General features: G+C 70.0%; 15 protein-coding genes and 1 pseudogene. 14 read left to right on the top strand and 2 right to left on the bottom strand.

What is annotated here, in order from left to right; translation table 11 throughout:
• Positions 1–4 precede the first annotated feature (4 nt).
• Genes I3F54_RS02820 through I3F54_RS02795 form a run of 6 tightly spaced genes read left to right on the top strand, consistent with a single transcriptional unit; the run spans position 5 to position 10,955 of the window.
• Positions 5–5,059, top strand: coding sequence for a phage tail tape measure protein (locus I3F54_RS02820; protein WP_240116937.1), 5,055 nt, complete (start codon positions 5–7; stop codon positions 5,057–5,059).
• On the top strand, positions 5,059–5,952 hold the full coding sequence (locus I3F54_RS02815; RefSeq protein WP_240116936.1) for a phage tail family protein: 894 nt from the start codon (positions 5,059–5,061) through the stop codon (positions 5,950–5,952). The genes I3F54_RS02820 and I3F54_RS02815 overlap by 1 nt, the downstream gene beginning before the upstream one ends.
• Positions 5,953–5,977: 25 nt before the next feature.
• The gene (locus I3F54_RS02810) at positions 5,978–6,907 is read left to right on the top strand and encodes a hypothetical protein (RefSeq protein WP_240116935.1); all 930 of its coding nucleotides are present in this window, start codon (positions 5,978–5,980) and stop codon (positions 6,905–6,907) included.
• 6 nt (positions 6,908–6,913) lie between these two features.
• On the top strand, positions 6,914–8,002 hold the full coding sequence (locus tag I3F54_RS02805; protein ID WP_240116934.1) for a hypothetical protein: 1,089 nt from the start codon (positions 6,914–6,916) through the stop codon (positions 8,000–8,002).
• A gap of 5 nt (positions 8,003–8,007) precedes the next feature.
• Positions 8,008–9,849 (top strand): hypothetical protein, encoded by a 1,842-nt coding sequence (locus tag I3F54_RS02800; RefSeq protein WP_240116933.1) that lies wholly within the window; start codon positions 8,008–8,010, stop codon positions 9,847–9,849.
• Positions 9,747–10,955: a hypothetical protein gene (locus I3F54_RS02795; RefSeq protein ID WP_240116932.1), complete on the top strand. Its 1,209-nt coding sequence runs from the start codon at positions 9,747–9,749 to the stop codon at positions 10,953–10,955. The genes I3F54_RS02800 and I3F54_RS02795 overlap by 103 nt, the downstream gene beginning before the upstream one ends.
• A 114-nt stretch (positions 10,956–11,069) precedes the next feature.
• Here I3F54_RS02795 and I3F54_RS02790 read toward each other — a convergent pair whose 3' ends face one another.
• Positions 11,070–11,558, bottom strand: a complete 489-nt coding sequence (locus I3F54_RS02790; protein ID WP_240116931.1) for a hypothetical protein — start codon at positions 11,556–11,558, stop codon at positions 11,070–11,072.
• Between the two features lie 355 nt (positions 11,559–11,913).
• Between I3F54_RS02790 and I3F54_RS02785 the strand changes: the two genes are divergently transcribed.
• The 4 genes from I3F54_RS02785 to I3F54_RS02770 are packed head-to-tail and all read left to right on the top strand — an operon-like array spanning position 11,914 to position 13,597.
• Positions 11,914–12,789, top strand: a complete 876-nt coding sequence (locus tag I3F54_RS02785) for a peptidoglycan-binding protein (RefSeq protein WP_240116930.1) — start codon at positions 11,914–11,916, stop codon at positions 12,787–12,789.
• A gap of 28 nt (positions 12,790–12,817) precedes the next feature.
• Positions 12,818–13,084: a hypothetical protein gene (locus I3F54_RS02780; RefSeq protein WP_240116929.1), complete on the top strand. Its 267-nt coding sequence runs from the start codon at positions 12,818–12,820 to the stop codon at positions 13,082–13,084.
• Between the two features lie 17 nt (positions 13,085–13,101).
• A complete protein-coding gene (locus I3F54_RS02775; protein ID WP_236244211.1) occupies positions 13,102–13,347 on the top strand; it encodes a hypothetical protein in 246 nt (81 codons plus the stop codon).
• Between the two features lie 43 nt (positions 13,348–13,390).
• On the top strand, positions 13,391–13,597 hold the full coding sequence (locus tag I3F54_RS02770) for a hypothetical protein (RefSeq protein WP_240116928.1): 207 nt from the start codon (positions 13,391–13,393) through the stop codon (positions 13,595–13,597).
• A gap of 22 nt (positions 13,598–13,619) precedes the next feature.
• On the opposite strand, the gene I3F54_RS02765 is transcribed toward I3F54_RS02770, so the two are convergent.
• Positions 13,620–13,976 (bottom strand): hypothetical protein, encoded by a 357-nt coding sequence (locus tag I3F54_RS02765; protein WP_240116927.1) that lies wholly within the window; start codon positions 13,974–13,976, stop codon positions 13,620–13,622.
• 202 nt (positions 13,977–14,178) lie between these two features.
• On the opposite strand from I3F54_RS02765, the gene I3F54_RS02760 reads away from it, so the two are divergent.
• The 4 genes and pseudogenes from I3F54_RS02760 to I3F54_RS02745 all read left to right on the top strand — a co-directional run bounded on the left by I3F54_RS02760 (position 14,179) and on the right by I3F54_RS02745 (position 17,332).
• Entirely contained in the window at positions 14,179–14,715 is a 537-nt protein-coding gene (locus tag I3F54_RS02760; protein WP_240116926.1) for a hypothetical protein, read from the top strand.
• An 87-nt stretch (positions 14,716–14,802) separates the two neighbouring features.
• The gene (locus tag I3F54_RS02755) at positions 14,803–15,453 is read left to right on the top strand and encodes a hypothetical protein (protein ID WP_240116925.1); all 651 of its coding nucleotides are present in this window, start codon (positions 14,803–14,805) and stop codon (positions 15,451–15,453) included.
• 226 nt (positions 15,454–15,679) lie between these two features.
• Complete coding sequence (locus I3F54_RS02750; protein ID WP_240116924.1) at positions 15,680–16,075, top strand: hypothetical protein; 396 nt, start codon at positions 15,680–15,682, stop codon at positions 16,073–16,075.
• 66 nt (positions 16,076–16,141) lie between these two features.
• Positions 16,142–17,332: pseudogene (locus tag I3F54_RS02745) on the top strand (recombinase RecT).
• Positions 17,333–17,345: the final 13 nt, after the last annotated feature.

Raw genomic sequence — 17,345 nt, 5'->3', positions numbered from 1 at the left:
CCGGATGGCGACGTACAACCTCACCGTCCAGCTGACGGCGCAGGCCAACAGCCTGATCTCCGGGCTGCGTTCGGCCGCCGACGCTGCCCGGGACCTGGGCCGCCGTACGCGCGACCTCGATCGCCGCCTCGCCACGCTCGACGCCTCCAGCCGACGCACCGCCCGGCAGATCGACCTCCTCGGCACCCGTGCCCAGGCCACCGCCACCCGCCTCGGCACCCTCGGCACCCGGGGTGGCCAGACCGGTGACCGCCTGCGCCGCGCGGGCAGCGACGCCGGCGTACTGGAGCGCTCCCTCAAGGGCGCTGGCCGACAGGCGGGCGCGCTCAGCCGCCTCCTTGCCGGAGGGGCGCTCTTCCTGGGCACGGGCCAGTTGGTCGAGGAGGGCAACCGCTACCAGCGGCAGATGAACGTCTTCCAGGCGGTGACCGGTGCCACCGCCGGGCAGATGCAGCGCGCCGCCTGGATGGCCAACCAGCTCGGCAACGACCTGACCCTCCCGACCACCACCGCGGCCGACGCCGCCGAGGCGATGGTGGAACTGGCGAAGGCGGGCTTCCGCACCGACCAGGCCATCTCCGCGACCCGCGCCTCGCTCCAGCTCGCCTCCGCCGCCGGAGTCAACGCCGCAGACTCGGCCCGCTACCTCGGCGACATCATGGACCAGTTCGGCCTCGGTGCCGACCAAGCCGCCCGCGCCGCCGACATCCTGGCCGCCACCGCGAACAACGCCTCCGGCGGCATCATCGACATCTACTACGCCATGCGGTACGCCGGACCTGTCGCCGCCGGCCTCGGCGTCAGCATGGAGGACGCGGCCAGCGCCGTCGGCATGCTCGGCAAGGCCGGCATCCTCGGCCAGACCGCCGGCACCGCGCTGCGCGGCATGATGGCCAACCTCGCCGCGCCAACCAAGGACATGCGCAGAGGGCTGAAGGCCCTCGGCATCGAGGCGTGGGACACCCAGGGCCGGTTCAAGGGACTGCGGTACGTCATCGAGGAGCTGAGCCGCGCCCAGCACGAGATGTCGCAGCAGGACTTCACCGCCGCGGTGAAGAGGGCGATGGGCAAGCCCGCCATGTCCGGCGCCATCGCGCTCGCCCACCAGGGCACCGAGTCCTTCGACGCGCTCAACCTCGCCGTACGCGAGACGGGCGCGGCCGCGCAGATCACCGCCGCCCGCGGCCAGGGCCTGGCGGGCGCGATGACGCTGCTGCGGAAGCAGACGCGGCAGACCGGCCTCGCGCTGTACGACGCGATGGCACCGGGCCTGGAGTACGTGACCCGGCTCATGACGCAGGGCCTGTCGTCCGCGACGCCGTACCTCGTCGCCGCGATCGAGTACGGGCGCGACCTGGCGACCCTCTACGGTCCCGAGCTCAAGCAGCGGGCACAGGAGGGCCTCGGTGGCCTGATCGACGAGGCGGAGCAGCTCCTCGACCCGTTGAAGGCGCTGGGTGGAGAAGCCCTCGCCGACGGGCTGCACCTCCTCATCAACGCGGGCAAGGCCCTGATGACGGTGCTGGCCAACCTGGCGGACGGGCTGAGCCCCATCGGCAGAGCCCTTGCCGACGTGAGTGATGAGTCGGACGGCGCCGCCAACTCCCTGGACGTCGTCGTGATGGTGTTGGACGCCGCGGCTTCCGCGGTCGCGTACCTCTCAGGCGTCCTGGTGCCGATCGGGACGATCATCGGCAGCCTGGTCTCCGGGTTCGGCTCCCTGCCCGGCCCTGTCCAGACGGCGATCCTCGCCATGCTGCTGGCCCGCCGTGTCAGCCCGGTGATGTCCAACCTGGCCTCCACCGTCCGTGGCCGGGTGACCGGGGCGTTCCAGTCCCTCAACCAGCAGATGGCCGTACAGCGCGCTCTGGCCACGGCTTCGGGGCAGGCGGTGACCCGTTACGGGGCGGCCTTCGCAGTCCTGCAGACCCGGGTCCCGGTCATCGGCGCGATGACGGCCTCGTTCCGCTCCGCCTCCACGGCCGGATCCGGCTTCCGGGGCACGCTCAGCGGCATCACCCGGGCCGCCGGCACCGGGCTGACCGGTGCGATGCGCGGTCTGGTCGGAGTCATGGGCGGCCCCTGGGGACTGGCGCTGACCGGTGTCGCCGTCGGGCTCGGCCTTCTCGCCGACCGGCAGCAGAAGGCCGCCGAGAGGGCGGCCGCGCACGAACAGCGGATCAGCGACCTGACCGAGGCGCTGCTCGCCTCCAACGGTGCCATCGACGCCAACGTCCGGGCCCAGGCCGCGAAGTTCCTGATGGACACGAAGACGGCTGACGGAGGCCAGCGCCTGGTCGACGTCATGAAGAACGCGGGCGTCTCGCTGTCCGAGCTCACCGACGCCTACCTCGGGCAGGGCGTGAGCCTGGATGACCTCCAGGGTCGGCTGCAGGCGGTCGCCGACGCGCACGACGACGTGTGGCAGACCAACGAGTTCGGCGACACCTGGCAGGGCTACGACGTCCTGGGCCGCAGAGCGCAGGACGCCGCCGACGCCCTGAACGGCGTCAAGGGAGAGATGGACGAGTCCGTCCAGCGTGCCAAGGACCTCGCCGAAGCTCAGCGCGGCACCGGTCAGGGCGTCACCGCCTACGACAAGCTCAAGGCCGCCGTCGGCTCCCTGGCCGACCGGACGGCGGACGCCGACCAGCGCACCCGCGCGCTCAAGGACGCCCTCGACCTGCTCTCCGGCGGCAGCATCTCGCTCCAGGCCGCCGAGGCACGCGTGAACAGCGCCATCCTCAACGTGAACGAGGCCCTGGACGACGGGATCGACAAGGCCGACGGCTTCGGCAAGGCCCTGTTGAACAACAACGGCACGTTGAACACCACGACCCGCAACGGCCAGCAGCTCTACCAGTCCCTCACGTCCCTGAGCGACGCCGCCGCCGACGCCGCGGTCTCGGCGTACGCACTCGCCCAGCAGAACGGCGCGTCGCTGCCGGAATCCCTGGCCGCCGCCCGCGAGCAGATGGACAAGGCGCGCACGGCCGCGGTCAAGGCCGCCCAGGGCTACGGGCTGACGCGTGAACAGGCGGAGGCGGTCGCGGACAGCCTCGGCCTGCTGCCGTCCAAGGTGTCGCTGCTGCTGGAGACCGAGGGCATGGACTCCACGCTCGCGGATCTCCTCGCCGTGCAGGCCGAGTTCGACCGGCTGCCGAAGTCGACCACGATCCGCGTGGACTCGCTCAGCGAGGACGCCCAGAAGAAGCTGAAGGACCTCGGCTTCACCGTGAAGACCGTCCCCGGCACCCGGGAAATCAAGATCACGGCTCCCACGAAGGGCGCCCGCGGCACCCTGAAGGCGCTCATCGACCAGCTCGCTACGGTCCCCGGCAGCAAGAACGTCAAGGTCAGCGCCGCCACACAGGGGGCTCTCGCCTCCCTGCAGGCGATGCGGGACAAGCTACGCACCACGCCCAACGCGAAGACGGTCACGATCAGCGCGCCCACCGCCGCCGCCCGCCAGGAGCTGGAAGACCTCGGCTTCAAGATCCGCACCCTGCCGGACGGCAAGGCCGAGGTCACGGTGCCGACGCAGCCGCCCCTCACCTCGATCGGCACGATTCAGGGTGCGATCAACAACATCTACGGACGGAACGTCGGCGTTGGCGTCTTCCTCAAGGCCACCTCGTGGGACCAGGACGCCAACGGCATCCCCGACTCCATCCAGGCCCGCGCCGACGGCGCCGTCGTCGACTACTTCGCGAACGGAGGAGTGCGCCGCGAGAACCACGTCGCGCAGATCGCCCCGGCCGGCTCCTGGCGGGTGTGGGCCGAGCCGGAGACCCAGGGCGAGGCGTACGTACCGCTCGCCGTGAGCAAGCGCCCCCGCAGCAAGGCGATCGTCGAGGAGGTCGTCCGGCGCTTCGGCGGCGACGTCACCTGGTACGCGGCCGGCGGCCTGTCCGGCTGGTCCTACGCCCCCTCCGGCGGCGGGAGCGAGCTCGTGTCGGTGTCGTCGATCCGGTCGGACTCCATGCGCACCGTGAAGCGGAAGGGCAAGGAGGTCGAGGTCTTCGACCTGTCGAGGTTCGAGAAGAACCTCGCCAAGGCGGTGCGACGGACCGAGCGGTGGCGCAAGGACCTGCGCACCGTCGCCCGGCGCGCGGGCCAGGACGTGGCCGACGCGCTCGAGGCCATGGGTGAGGACGGCATCGAGCTGACTCACAAGATGGCCACCGGCTCGTCGAAGTACCTCAAGGAGATGGCCTCCGACCTTCAACGGCTGGGCCTGGTCGCGAAGGCGACCCTCGGCGACTTCACCGCCCAGCTCCGCCAGGCCGTGAAGGACCAGAGCGCCTTCGAGCAGAACCTGGCCAGGCTCGCTGCCCTCGGCTACGGCGACCTCGCCGCGCGGCTCGCCGAACAGGGAGACGAGGCAGCGGAGAAGCTGGCCGCCGAGGCCGTGAAGAACCCGAAGCGGGCGCGGCAGGCCAACGACGTGGCGAGGGCGGCCGCCAGGACCCTCGCGGCCGAGGACCTCACGGACCTGCTGACCATCATCAGCGCGATCAGGACGAGCACCACCGGCATCCACAAGGTCGCCGACACAACCGGCCTGGAGGAGGACCGGATTATCGAGGTCGGCAACCTCGGCCAGTCCCGTATCAGGTCCGCGCTCGGCTCCCGCGCGACCATGTTCCTCTCCGACCTTGCGAAGGCCAACAAGGGCCTGGCGTACGCGGACGGCGGCATCTGGGAGCCCGGCGTCTACTCCTCGCCCACCGCGCTGATCAAGTTCGCGGAGGCGAGCACGGGCGGCGAGGCGTTCATCCCGCTCGCGCCGGCCAAGCGCGCGGCGGCCACGGCCGTCCTCACCGACGTGGCCCAGCGCTTCGGGCTCCAGCTCGCCTCGGCCGAAGCCGCCCCCGCGCCCGTACGCACGGTCGACGCCCGCCCGGCAGGGACCGTCCAGGTCGTGTACGTACGCGAGCGACAGCCGCTGATCGGCACGATGCCGGTCACCGTCACCTCGGCGCAGGCCACCCCGCAGCAGATCGGCGCCGAGGTCATGCGCCGCCTCCGCAACGCCCAGAGAGGAGGCCGACTTTGATGCCTGAACTCGCCGAGTGGCAGATCGAGGTCGCCGGTGTCGTCATCGGTCCTGGAACCGACATCCCGGTCGGGGATGTCGAGGGGCTGGGCGTCCCCGAACTCCGTACACAGGATGTGGACAACCCTGCCGGGGATGGTGCCTTCCCCGGCGTCGACCTGTACGGGCCGCGTACGGTCCGCATCGAGGCGGGCATCCGTACGCCGGGCGATCCAGCACGCGCTCTCGACCTGCTCGCCCGCCTCCACCGCGCGGCCGACGACCCAGCAGTGCGTACGGGCCCCGGAGCGCAGACGGTACTGCGGCTGCGCTGGCCGGGCCGCACGACGCGCCGCCTGTACGGGCGGCTGCGCCGCGTCGAGGCCACCAGCACGGCGAGCACGCTGCACGGCTGGATCCCGCTCGACATCGAGTTCGCCGCGCTCGACCCGCGCTTCCACGCCGACGACGCCTCCGCGTTGACGCTGGCCCTGTCCACCGACGGCTTGGGCGGTCTCCGCGCGCCGCTGGTGGCCCCGCTGACGACCGGCGTGGCGATCCCCGACGAGCGGCGCGGCCGGGTCCACAACGACGGCGACCTGCCGGCCTGGCCGTCTCTGCGGATCATCGGCCCGTGCAGCAATCCCCGTATCCGGCACGTGCAGTCCGGCCGGGTGCTGGAGCTGGCCGTCTCGCTCAAGACCGGCGAGTACGTCGACATCGAGACCCGCCCCGGCACCCGCTGGGCGCTGAAGAACGGCACTGGCAACCTCGCCCCCGCCCTGTCGGCGGCCTCCCGCCTCGACACGTTCACCATCCCGCCCGGCAGCAGCGAGCTGTGGTGGACCGCCCGCGACTACACCGGCGCCACCCGCCTGGCCGTGACCTGGCGAGCCGCCTACGCCGCCCTGTGAACCGTCTGCGAACCGAAGGATTCCCATGACGCTGATCAACCCGCCCCTGCTCACCCACGGAGGCACCCACGAGGCCAGGGCCTTCCGCATGATGGTCCGCGACCTCGCCCGCGGCTCCCAGGGCGTGACCGAGGGCGACGACCTCAAGGTCCGGCAGCTGTCCACGCCGACGGCTGGTGTGCGCGTCGCGGACGGCTCCGCCGTCATCCGCGGCGCCACGTGGGGCCAAGGTTCCTACACGCAGTACAACGTCGGCTACGCCGTCGTGCCTGTCGCGCCGACCGCCGCCAGCCCCCGCTCCGACCTGGTCTGCCTGCGCGTAGAAGACCCGGAGTACGAGGGCACCCGGGACCCGGAGACCGACGAGATCGGCTACTTCCACGTCGTCAGCAACGTGTCGGCCACGACCACGGGTGTGCCGTCCGGGATGACCGCGATCCCGCTCGCCCGCCTGGACATCCCGGCCAACACCACGGTCATCACAGACTCGATGATCAAGGACGTGCGCCGGATCGCGAACCCGCGCCGGGAGCGGACGCTGTACACCTCCTTCCCCACCGCGCTGAGCACCCTCGGGTACTCCGACAACAAGTGGCACACCTGGCCGAGCGCGGCCCGCTGGAGCGTCCGCGTACCGTCCTGGGCCACCAATGCCAAGGTCATTGTGACGGTGGCTGGGCTGCGGGAAAGCGCCTCCAACGTCTTCGCCCAGATGCGAGGGGTCCTCGGCACCGACCTGGGCCAGGGCACCGTCGTCGACGACAACCAGGGCAAAGGGATCCGACGCATCAACGTGATCGTCGCGGACAACATCAGCGTCTCACCGGCGATGCGCGGCACCACCCAGCCGCTGTACCTGCAGACGTACATGTACAGGTCCGAGACCGGCGACATCCACGTCGACAGCGGCACAAGCCTGATCTCGGACGTGGAGTTCACCGAGGGTGTGGTGTGAGCCGACGTGCCCACGTACCGGTACCGCACCTGGCACGCCCTGACCGGCAAGCCGCTGACCGCCGATCTCCCGCTCTCCGAGGTCGAGTTCGGCCTGTCCCTCAACGCGGCGGGTGACTTCTCCGGCCGGCTCTCTCCCCGTCTCGCCCACCTGCTGCCGACGCAGCTGGATCCCGGCAACACGCTGCTCACCGTCGAACGGGACAACGCCCTGCTGTGGGGCGGCCTCATCTGGCGCGCCGAACCCGAAGGCGCCGCCTACCCGATCGAGGCCGCGGGGTGGGGCAGCTACCTGCACCGCCGCCATGACGTCCACGGCAACCTGAACGGGCGCGGCCCGTACGTCAACGCCGACCCGTGCCAGGTCATCCGCGACACCTGGGCCTACGCCCAGTCCCAGCCCGACGGGAACCTCGGCGTCACCGTGGACCCGGTCACCAGCCGGGCGAAGGCCGGCAGCCCGGCCGAGGCGTACCGCACGGACTGGTGGGAGGCGCCGGTCCTCGGCTCCGTCATCGACGACATGACACAGATCGAGGGCGGCCCGGAGTGGACCGAGGCCACCGACTGGTCCAACGACCGGCCCGTGGGACGAATCCGGCTCGGCTGGCCCCGCCTGGGCACCCGCCGCACCGACATCTCCTTCGCCAGCGGCGTCAACGCGGCCGCCACCGTCCCGGTGACCTACGACGCCGACTCCTACGCCCAAGTCGTCATCGCCCTCGGCGCCGGCGAGGGCCGGGGCCGTCGCCGCGCCATCGACGCCATCCGCAACGGACGCCTCCGCCTGGAGCACGTCCTGGAGGTTCCCGCGGAGAAGGGCAACGACCGGCTCGCCGCCCGCGCCCGCACCGAACGCACCGCCCGCCAGATCCTCGGCGAGATCACCGAGATCGAGCTCATCGACCACCCAGCGGCCCCGGTCGGCTCCTGGCAGATCGGCGACGACATCCGCGTCACCCTCCACGACCAGTGGACCGATTACGACGGCTGGTGCCGCGTCACCGGCTGGACCCTGCGCCCGCCACAGGGCGACGACCCCGAGCGCATCACCCTCACCCTCGCCCGCGCCGACCGCTTCACCTACGGGAGCTGACTCACGTGGCCAACGACCTGGCACGGCTGGCGGCCCGCATCGCCGACCTCGAGCGCCGCTTCGCCCAGCGGACCCGAACCTCCCAACTCGCCTACTCCTCCATCGAGAACGGCGCGCTCGACGTGTACGACGAGAACGGCTCGCTGCGTGCCGTCATCGGCCAGCAGCCGGACGGCACCACCGCAGTCAACATCGTCAACGCTCCGCCACCACCCACCCCGAGCCAGCCCACCGTCACCCCGGTCCTCGGAGGCGTGTCGGCAACATGGGAAGGGAGCTTCACCGACGCACCCGCGCCGCCGCTGGACTTCGCCCGTATCGAGGTCCACGCCACGACGCTCGACAACTTCATCCCCACGGCGGCCACCCTGCGCGGCACGTTCGAGTCCCCGCTCGGCAGCACCCTGACCATCCCCACAGACCAGCCGCTGTACGTCCGCATCCTGGCCCGCAACACCTCCGGCACCGCCTCCGCCCCATCCGCCCAGAGCGGGCCGGTCGGCCCGGCACCGGTCGTCGCCCAGGAGGTCCTCGACGGCATCGTCGACGAAACCGCGCTCGCCGACAACGCCGTCTCCCAGGCCAAGCTGCGGATCGGCGCGGTGGGCCATAACCAGCTCGCCATCGGCACCGGCAACCTCATGCCCGACCCCTCCTTCGAGGGCGCCTTCACCGAACAGCTCGTCGCCGCCTCCTCCGAGTGGCAGCTCGCCGAGGGCAACAACTCCCCCCGCGGCCTGCGGGTCGACGGCACCAGCGGTGAGCCGACATCCCGGAGTCTGCCGATCACCGAGCTGGCCGTCTCGCCGGGGGACCGATTCTTCCTCGCCTTCGACTACCGCGCCTCAGCCGACTGGGCCGGGGACTCCCTCCGCCTCTACCTGCGCTGGCAGGACGCGGCCGGCACGGTGCTCGGCTACGGCACGGCGATCGCCACCCCCACCCCGGGCGCCGACTGGGCCACCATCAGCCAGCAGGTCCAGGCCCCGGCCGGGACCGTGGCCGCCACCGTATGGCTGCAGAGCTTCCAAGCCACCGTCGGCACCGCAGACTTCGACAACGCCCAGGTCCGCACCGTCATCGGCGCGGGCATGGTGCTGGCCGAGTCCATCGGCACCCTGGAGCTGGCCGCGGAGTCCGTGACCGGCGAGAAGATCGTGGCTGGCACCATCACGGCCCGGGAGGTCAAGGCGCTGTCCCTGACCGGCGACGAGATCGCCACCAACACCCTCACCGCGCGCCACATCGCCGCAGGCTCACTGTCAGCGTCCCGGCTGGCGATCGGCACCACCGGCAACCTGGTCGGGGACCCCTCCTACGAGACCGGCGTCATCGCCGCCGCCCTGGCCAACCAGGACCCGGAGATCTACGCCATCGAGGACGGCGGCAACAACTCCGCGAAGTGCCTGCGCATCACCCCGGCCGCCGGCACGTACCGGTGGCTGCAGCACGCCACGTCCCCGATGCTGCCCGGAGACCGCTACTGGATCGGCGCCGACTACAAGACGACCACCGACTTCACCGGCGCCAGCGTGAAGTTCTTCCTGGGCTTCTACGACGAGTCCGGAACACGCCTCGGCTCGGACGGCATCGTCGTGTCCGCCCCCGTCGCCGACGGCACCTGGCAGCGCATCTCCAAGATCATCACCATCCCGGCCAACGCCACCCAGGGCAACGTACGCATCGGGGTCGACGGCAACGGCAACGAGGCCACCACCGGCAGCGCCTATTTCGACAACCTCGAATGCCGCGCCGTGCTCTCCACCCCCGGCGGCGGGCCCGCGCCGAACTGTCCCCGCAGGGACTGCGCCTGTACGACGCGTCGGGCGACGAGGCCGTCTCACTGACCACCGGCACCCCGAACTACCTCACCCTGACGAACAACGGCACCGCCGTCGCCACCATCGACCAGGACGGCAACACCGGCGTCGGCGACCTCTCCGTCGCGGGCAGGCTCATCATCGCCGGCGACCCGATCGAGACCTACCTGTCCGGCTTCGCCCGCGGCCTGGTCGCCATCGACTACCAGGCGACCTCCGTCACCGCGGGCACAACGGACTACGGCTTCGTCGAGCTGTCCTTCGACGCCGACACCAGCCGCATGTACCGCGTCGTCCTGGACTGCTACGCCGACCCCTCCGCGTCCGGCGGCGAGCTCGTCCTCGCCCTGAAGGACGGCGGACCGAGCACCCCGTCGATCTCCTCACCGCAGATCCAGTCCGCGATCTACCCCCTGCCCACGGCCGGCTATCGGCGCATCCACCTGGAGACCATCCGCTCCGGCGCGGCCTTCGGCGCCGGACTGCACCGCCTGCTGGTCACCTTCCGCTGCCGCTACGGCCCCGACGGCCAGACCGTGCGCCTGTTCGGCGGCTCCAACCACCCGGGCGTGATGTACATCGAGGACCTGGGCCCGTACGTCCCGGAGACCGGCCAGTACAACACGGGCGGCGGCACTACGACACCGCCAAAGAAGACCTACACCAAGACCTACAACGCGAGCTGGTCCGGCTCCTACGCCAACCGCGGCTCGTACAACTCGTACTACGGCAACAAGTGCCTGCAGGGCTACTACAGCTCCACCAACGGCATGCAGGCGAGCCTGATCGGCTTCCCCTCCGCACTCGCCACCGACCTGTCCGGCGCCACCATCCAGAAGGCCGAGATCTACCTCTACTTCGACCACTGGTACTACAACAGCGGCGGCAAGGCGGTCGTCAAGGCCCACAAGCACACATCCCGTCCATCGACGTTCAGCTCGGACAGCGAGGCGAAGACGATCAGCTGGGGCAAGAACGTCGGCAAGTGGGTCGACATCACTTCGGTCTTCGACAGCACGTCCTGGCGCGGCATCGCCCTGGACCCGAACAACTCCGACAAGACCTACTACGGCCGTGCTCAAGGCGTCGGCCAGACCTACCCGCCCAAGCTCCGGGTCACGTACACGAAGTAGCGCAGCGATTGCAGCAGGCGACCTGCATCTGACCGACCACCGTATCCACGGCCGTCGGCCGCGACGCGGGAGAACTCGGTGAAGGCAGCCGTCGACATTTGGTAGAAGCCTGTCTCAGGACGCCTTGGCCGTCGGCGCTTCGCCGCGCTCGACCTGTTGGGCTCGCGCCACCTGCATACGACTCACCGAATTGAGGATCTTCGGATCCGGGGCTTCGCCAGCATCGCTGTTGATGTTGACCATCAGCACCACCGAGCCCGCTCGCACGACGATGGTGGCGCTGCAGGCACGCTCAGTGATGCATCCGCTCCTCGCGAACGCCTGATCTGCCCCAACGATCGAGGTCGGGCGCGTCGCATCGCCGTACTGCGCCTTGAACTCGCTGAACCCTGCCATGGCATCCGCCGTACCCGAGTACGAACTGATGCTGAACCCGACGGCGCCGTCGAGATCCGGCGCCCTGTAGCCGGTCCGTCCGAATGCCAGGCGTCCACTCTCACCTGTGTCGTTGAAGAGTCGAGGCTCCCCCGCCGTCTCCCATCCAGGCGGCACGGCGTCCGGCGTTGGAAGAGCTTTCGCGATCTCCTCCTTGTAGAGGATCACGCGGGCTGTCTCAGCGGAAGTCGCCTTTGGCGCGGGCTTGCTGCTGTTATCGCGGCCATCGCCACTACAGCCGGTCGTGAGGGCGATCCCGACGGCGAGTACCACCCCTACCGGCCAACGCTTCTTCCTCATCAAGACTCCGATCCACTGAGACGTGATCAAGGCTCGCACAGATGGACCATGGTGACACTCGCAACCATGTGTCCCTGGAGATCAGTTGGGATAGGCTCCAGACGCTCTGGTGACCCTCCACCCGAGCCGGACGCAGCAGCACCGCGCGTCTGCCCCCGAGGGACCGTCAGGTGGCTCCTGGTCGGCACGCAGCACGGAGGCGCGGGGGAGAAGGCGTCCCACCGTGGCCCAGCCACTGTCCGCAGACCAGTTCCTCGCCGTCCTGAAGAAGTCCGGCGTCCGCGTCGTCGAGCACGGCAGCTGGCGCACTCACAACCGAGACCACAAGGGCGCCTGGGGCCCGGTCCACGGCGTCATGATTCACCACACCGGCCCGTACTCCACCGAGGCCGGCATGGTGGAGCTCTGCCGCACCGGGTACACCTCGCTGCCCGGTCCGCTGTGCCACGGGGTTATCGACCGCTCCGGCACCGTGCACCTCGTCGGCTACGGCCGCACCAACCACGCCGGGGCCGGCGACGACGACGTCCTGAGGGCCGTCATCGCCGAGCAGCCCCTGCCGCCGGACAACGAGGCCAACACGGACGGCAACGCGCGCTTCTACGGCTTCGAGTGCATCAACACCGGCGGCGGCCAGGCGTGGCCGCCGACCCAGCTCGATGCCATGCACAAGGTCAGCGCCGCCCTGTGCCAGGCGCACGGCTGGACCGCGCCCTCGGTCATCGCCCACAAGGAGTGGCAGCCCGGCAAGCCGGACCCCGCCGGCATCGCGATGGACGAGTTCCGCGACGCCGTCGCCGACCTCCTCGACGGCAAGCCGACGAGCCCGAAGCCCGCGGACGACAAGCCGACGTACGCCCCGTTCCCCGGCCCTGCCTACTTCCGCACCGGCCGGCGCTCCGCCCTGATCACGGCAATGGGCAAGAGGCTCGTGGCAGAGGGGTGCAGCAGGTACGCCAAGGGCCCCGGCCCGCGCTGGACCGACGCCGACCGCCGCTCATACGCCGCGTGGCAGCGCAAGCTCGGCTTCTCCGGCGACGACGCCGACGGCATCCCGGGCCCTACCAGCTGGGCCAAGCTCCGAGTCCCCAAGCCCTGATCCCCACGTCGAGAGGTTCCTCCACCCCATGGCCACTTCCAGCCGCACCCCCAAGCTCCTCGCCGACATCGGCGAGCGCGCCGTCCTCACGTACATCGAGGCGTTCCTGGGTCTCCTCCTCGCGTCCGGCACGACCAACGTCGTCACCCTGTCGGCGCTCGAGTCAGCGGCCATCGCCGCGATCCCCGCGGGCCTCGCCGTACTCAAGGGCGCCGTCGGCTCGCTGCTCGGCCGCCCCGGGACGGCCTCGTGGCTCCCCGCCAAGACCGACCCCGCCTCCACCACCATCAACTGACCACAGGAGCAGCCGCCATGCCCGACGGAGAGATCGCCCTGGAGCTCGCCGAACTCCGCCGCGCCCTCGAAGTCGGGCTCGCGCGCATCGACGGCCAACTCGCCCTCCTGGTCCAGCGTTCCGACCAGATCGACAAGGACGTCGAGGAGCTCGACGCCCGCGTCACCGCCCTCGAACGAACCCGCTGGCCGCTCCCCACCATCAGCACCCTCACGGGCCTCGCCGCTCTGGGCGTCGCCCTCTGGTCGGCGGCAGGCCGCTGACGGCTCCGGATCACAGAGCAGCGCGGAGAAGACGGAGAACGAATTGACCACGCCCGACCTGATCTGGGCCGCCCTGCTCGCGCTCGGCGCCGCCTACGAACTGCTCGCCCTGGCCGACAACAAGGGCGGCAACACCCTGTCCGAGCGCGTCCGCGCGTGGTTCCGTGTCCACACCCGCCCGGGCCGCGCGATCTTCGCGATCGCCTGGACAGGCTTCGCCACATGGTTCCTCGTCCACATCCTGGCCTGAGCCCGATCGAGGCCGATTCGGGCTACGTCAGTAGCTGTCCATGTTGCGGGTCGTAGCAGACAAGCCCCATGGACGCGGCGACGTTCGCGGCGTACTCCCTGGCCTCGGCCGCCATGCTGTAGCGCATTGGGAAGTAGATCAACGGCCCACTGGCTTCGTTGATGAGCGGACCGGTCGACCAGGGCGAGACGTCATCCTCGTCCTCGGTCAGATCGGGCCACCGGTCAAGAAGAGCCGCGACGTACGCCGATATGGCGGGGGTCGGTGGAACCTCCTCGTCGGAGGCCACGTACTGGGCGTAGAGCGAGTCGAACAGTCTGCCAGCGGCTTCGTCATCGGCGGGAGGAGCGCCCTCCCACACCGCGAGGTCGTAACTCATGCCGGCACTCTGTCATTCGGCACCGACAGTCGACCGCCGCGCCTGCGGACGCGGCAGCGCCCCGGGCAGAGTGCGAGTCAGATCCCGGGGCGCTGTTCCACAAAGGAAAGAGGGCCCAAGCCTAGAGTGCGGCGCGCATCCCGACAACAGCGCTTCCGCCGGCACCGGCCGTGCTGTCAGTGGCACCGGATAGCGTCCGGCCATGGCAGACGCGTACACGACCCTGTGGACCAATGACCTGTGCAAGGCCCTCATCGGCGGCGGCTTCGCGGGCGAGCGGCTGAGCGTGCTGTTCGGCGGACCTCATCAGTCACTGCCCAGCTTCATGCGCGCCGGGGTCAGGCCGGGTGATCGGGTCTACCCGGTACGGGTCTTCCGCAAGCGGATGTGGGTGCTCGGGTCCATGGAGGTCGGCCGCGTGCTGGAGTACGACACGGTCGGCGACCACCTACCCATGGAGGACTACCTCCGGCTGATCCACTGGAAGCCACTGAAGGCAGGCTGTGCCACCGAGGTCGTGGTCGGCCCGCCCGGAACTCCGCTCACCTTCGACACACCTGTCCCTGGCGATGTCCTCTCCGAGCTGGCCTACCGGTCACGACGAGGTGAGCGGCGGATCAAGCACGTCGTCGACGGAGAGCTGCTGCGCGCCGTCAGCGTGCACGGGATCTATCGTCTCGCCCCGGAGTCGGCCCAGGCCCTGGAGGCACTCGTCGGCGGCCGAACGGTCCTGTCGTAGCCCTTACCGCCCCGATCAAGGTTGTCCGGCTAAGCAACTATGCTTGACGCATCAAGTTCGTTATATCTGCGTAGGCACGGAGGCGTCGTGGCGAAGAAGCGGTTCCCCTATCTCCTGGGGCACGCGGAGATCGCGTTCCTCTACGGAGTGGAGCGGCAGACCTCGCAGCTCTGGAAGACGCGCGGCGTGCTGGGAGAGCCGGACACCGTCGTCTCCGGCAACCCGTACTGGCTGCTGCCCACCGTCCTCGGACTGTCCGAGGACGGCAGCCGGGAGGTCGACGCCCAGCGGTTGAAGGAGTACAAGGCAGGCATCGCCGGCGGATACCAGGTCGACGACCCCGCTGGCCTTCCGGAGATCGTCGGCCTAAAGGAGATCCCCTGGATCTTCGGCAAGAAGTACATGGACGTCTACCAGTGGCGGGTACGCAAGAGCTTCGCCCCTGAGGACGCCATGATCTCCGGATCGCCGCTGTGGCTGCTGGAGACCGTCCTCGCGGACGCCCAGCAGCGCGGGCGCGCCACGGTCCAGGAGGGGATCGACCGGATTCGGGCGGGGGAACGCGAGCAGATCAAGCCCCGCGGTCGGAAGCCCTCGGCAGAGCCGAAGGCGGCACCGCCGCCGCTGCCGGCGGCGCGCACCTTCACATCGGGTGAGCACACAGCGGACGACGTGGCCGCGTTCGCGGCCGAGCTCCTGAACGCAGGCTTCTCCATGACCGTGCGGCCCAAGCGGTAAGCCCCCACTGGCCGTTCCACCGCTGGTGTGGCCGTGAGCCCAGAACAGGCTGCTCCCCCGGTCCAGAAGCGGAAGCCCCGGCGGCGGGTCCGCCCCACCACACCACCGGCCGCCCCATCCGTAAGCCGAACTCGCGCCCCCGAGCGCGCATTCCACAGCCGATACCTCTAGGGTTGGCGGCAACATATGTCCAGACGGTACACAGACATACATGGGGGTGAGGCACGTGTACCGACAGCCAGAGCTGCCGCTAGACATAACCGAGCGCGAGCGGCAGCCGGATATCCAGCCTCAAGGTGGCCCGACGCTCGACGAGCGGTTCGACGACTTCCACACCTCGCACCCATGGATTCTCGAGGCGCTAGAGGAGCTCACAGCCCAGTGGGTCGACGCCGGCGGCGGGCGCATCGGCGTCAAGGCCCTGTTCGAGCAGCTTCGCTGGTCGTCGCCGCGCATCTCGAGCGGCGAGCCGTTCCGACTGAACAACAACTTCACGTCGCGCTACGCGCGCCTGCTGTGCGCGCGACACCCGGAGTGGGCCGGCGTGTTCCAGCTGCGCAGCCTGCGCACGAGCGATGGCGGCCGATATCTCACACTTGACGATCACGATCAAGTGAAATAGATTTTGATTAACTTCAATTGATCGCAACATGTGTTGCGACAATTGCAGGTCTTCTAAGGGGACGATGTGCTTGGAGGGGATGTGGCCGACACTCCGGTCACCTGGCTCGCGATTCGCGAAGACCAGAAGGCGTTCGAGGACCAGCAGTTGCGCGCGCTGCGCGCGGCGTTCCCGGATCTGGTGGAGGCCAGTCCGGCGCAGCTGGGGATCTTCTTCCACTACTGCAAGGCGTCCGGGCTCGACCCGTTCGGCCGGCAGATCTACATGATCAAGCGCAAGTCGCGCGGCGAGATCCGCTGGACCATCCAGACCGGTATCGACGGCTACCGGCTGATCGCACGCCGGGCCGCCGACCGCGCCGGGGAATCCAGCGCGTACGAGGACTTCGTCTGGTACGACGCCGACGGCGGCGAGCACACGGTGTGACTGCGTGACGAGCCCCCGGCCGCGTGCAAGGCCGTCATCTGGCGAGGCGACGCCCGCTTCCCCGCCGTCGCGCACTGGCGGGAGTACGCGCCGAAGGTGTGGGACTACGAGGCCCAGGAGTACAAGCTCGGCGGGCTGTGGCCGCAGATGCCGGCCAGCCAGTTGGGCAAGGTCGCGGAAGCGCTCGCCCTGCGCCGGGCCTGCCCCGCCGACCTGTCCGGCCTCCACGTGGACGAGGAGATGCACGCGGCCGACGCGGCGGAGTCCCGCGAGCGGGTCCAGGCCGCCGCCACACGGCTGAGGAACGGAAGCGCGGAACAACCGGAGCAGTCTCAGCGGGCGGGCACGGAGTCCTCGTCCGGCGATGTGGTCGAGGGTGAGGTCGTCGTCGACGACGACAACGGCGAGGCGGCATCGAACACCGCATCGACACCGGTGAGCAAGACGTCGCCGCCCGTCGATCCGCGCGCCGAACTGGACAAGGCACGCGGCGAGGTTCAGCATCTGGCCAGCCGACTCGGCATGGGCTTCGACGCCGTCAACGAGCGGTGCTTCGACGATTTCGGCGTCTCCTACCAGGACGCCGGCGCCGAGCATCTGCGCGCCCTCCTCGACGCGCTCCGGCCGGAAGGTGGGGCCAGCAACAACGCCTCCTCCCAGGACGGTCCGGAGGCCGAGGCCCCTGCCACGCGCCGCCGCGCCGCCCCGGCCAAGAAGACGGCGCCGAGAAAGGCCGCCGCGAAGAAGGCGACGACGCGGAAGAGCACCGCCAAGAAGACCACGGCCGACAAGTCCTCCCGGGGCAAGGCCGCCGCCGACTCGGCTCAGTAGCCCTCCCGCCCGC

Source organism: Streptomyces sp. MUM 2J, from assembly GCF_022414535.1.
GTDB lineage: Bacteria > Actinomycetota > Actinomycetes > Streptomycetales > Streptomycetaceae > Streptomyces.
The sequence above is the reverse complement of the archived record's forward strand: the minus strand, read 5'-3'. Positions and strand labels throughout refer to the sequence as shown.

What these genes read in the sequence shown, in the direction of transcription:
- I3F54_RS02775 (WP_236244211.1), top strand. Translation starts at nt 13,102, where the DNA reads ATGCCCGACGGAGAGATCGCCCTGGAGCTCGCCGAACTCCGCCGCGCC.
- I3F54_RS02795 (WP_240116932.1), top strand. Translation starts at nt 9,747, where the DNA reads ATGCCGCGCCGTGCTCTCCACCCCCGGCGGCGGGCCCGCGCCGAACTG.
- I3F54_RS02765 (WP_240116927.1), bottom strand. Translation starts at nt 13,976, where the DNA reads ATGAGTTACGACCTCGCGGTGTGGGAGGGCGCTCCTCCCGCCGATGAC.
- I3F54_RS02815 (WP_240116936.1), top strand. Translation starts at nt 5,059, where the DNA reads ATGCCTGAACTCGCCGAGTGGCAGATCGAGGTCGCCGGTGTCGTCATC.
- I3F54_RS02780 (WP_240116929.1), top strand. Translation starts at nt 12,818, where the DNA reads ATGGCCACTTCCAGCCGCACCCCCAAGCTCCTCGCCGACATCGGCGAG.
- I3F54_RS02820 (WP_240116937.1), top strand. Translation starts at nt 5, where the DNA reads ATGGCGACGTACAACCTCACCGTCCAGCTGACGGCGCAGGCCAACAGC.
- I3F54_RS02810 (WP_240116935.1), top strand. Translation starts at nt 5,978, where the DNA reads ATGACGCTGATCAACCCGCCCCTGCTCACCCACGGAGGCACCCACGAG.
- I3F54_RS02760 (WP_240116926.1), top strand. Translation starts at nt 14,179, where the DNA reads ATGGCAGACGCGTACACGACCCTGTGGACCAATGACCTGTGCAAGGCC.